This is a genomic window from Streptomyces sp. SID5785 (assembly GCF_009870065.1).
GTDB lineage: Bacteria > Actinomycetota > Actinomycetes > Streptomycetales > Streptomycetaceae > Streptomyces.
Window position 1 is genome coordinate 1 of sequence record NZ_WWIA01000282.1, and the last position, 1,427, is coordinate 1,427.

Here is a 1,427-nt window from a genome sequence, read left to right on the forward strand (position 1 = left end):
CCGGTGGCATCCGTGCCCCGCCGCCCGGCCGGTGTCTCGGCTCCGGATCCGACCTCGGAGCCGGTCTCGGAGCCGGAGCCGATCCGGGTTCCCGTTCCCGGCCTCGCACCGGGCTCGGCCCCGGGCCCGGGCTTCGCGTCGGGGTCGGCCCCGGGCGCGCTCACTCCTGGCCTCGCAGGCGGCTCGCGAAGTCCGTCAGGGCGGCGTACTGCTCGCCGAGGGAGGAGGTGGCGCCCTGGTCGGGGTCCTTGAAGTAGAAGCCGAGTTCGGGGCGCGGGCCGGTCAGTCCGACCGCCCGGGCGCGCAGCAGGAGGCGGGCCAGGTCGAGGACGAGCGGTGCGGCGAGGGCGGAGTCGCAGCCCTGCCACGTCGTCTGCAGGACCATGCGGGCGCCGAGGAAGCCGTCGAAGGCGATGTGGTCCCAGGCGGTCTTCCAGTCGCCGAGCGCGGGGACGTCGTCGATGTGGACCTCGCCCTCGGGGGCGCTGCCGAGCGTGTCGGCGAGGACGCGTTCCTTGCCGGCGTTCTTGGCCGCGGCCGCGGCGGGGTCGGCGAGGGCGGCGCCGTCGCCGCCGCCGAGGAGGTTGGTGCCCGACCAGGCGCGGACGTCGAGGGCGCGCTGCAGGAACATCGGGCCGAGGACGGAGCGCAGCAGGGTCTGACCGGTCTTGCCGTCGCGGCCCGCGTGCGGGACGGGCGCGGTCGCGGCGAGCTCGGCGAGGTCCGGGTGGTGCAGGCCGGTGGACGGCGTGAAGTTGACGTAGGGGCAGCCGGCGCGGAGCGCGGCGGCCGCGTACAGGGAGCTCGGGGGGAGGGAGCCGTCGGTGGGTGCGGGCTCGGTGGAGGCGACGTTGACGACGACGGCGCCGGCGAGGTCGTGGCGGCGCACGAAGTCGGTGAGGTCCTCGGCGAAGGCCTCGACGAGGGCGTCGCTCGTGCGGTCGTCGTCGGTGCCGGACAGCGGTCCGCCGGGGCGGATCTCGCGGTCCGCCGCGGCGAGTTCGGCGTGGACCGCGGCGGGCAGTCCGTGCGGCAGGACGCCTCCGGCGGCGAGGTGCTCGGCGCGTTTGGGCAGCGGGCAGTCGACGGTGTCGTGGCCGCCGAAGACGAGTGAGGTCAGGGGCGGCAGCCCGGAGTCGGTGAAGGGGGTGGTCTCGGTGACCATGCCGGTCGGTGGATGGAGTCCGGCGGCGACGGCCGCGCAGCCGGCTACGGCGGTCGTGGCGACGGACCCGCGGGCGCCGATGAGCCATACGCCGAAGCGCGGGGCGGACTCGGGGTCGGGGGTGGTGGGGACGGTGCGGGAGGACGGTTCGGTGGACATGGGCAGCCTCCTTGTCGAACGCGAACCGGGGGTGGTGGCCGGGGTGGTGGTGCCCGCCACCGGGGTGGCCGGGCGGGACGGCGGGCGGAGGTCCGGCGTCCTC

At 76.5% G+C, this 1,427-nt stretch carries 1 protein-coding gene; it reads right to left on the reverse strand.

What is annotated here, in order from left to right:
• Positions 1-160: 160 nt before the first annotated feature.
• A complete protein-coding gene (locus GTW43_RS08900) occupies positions 161-1,324 on the reverse strand; it encodes an inositol-3-phosphate synthase (protein ID WP_161301082.1) in 1,164 nt (387 codons plus the stop codon).
• Positions 1,325-1,427 lie beyond the last annotated feature (103 nt).

Coding starts and splice junctions, on each gene's coding strand:
- GTW43_RS08900 (WP_161301082.1), bottom strand. CDS start 1,324: ATGTCCACCGAACCGTCCTCCCGCACCGTCCCCACCACCCCCGACCCC.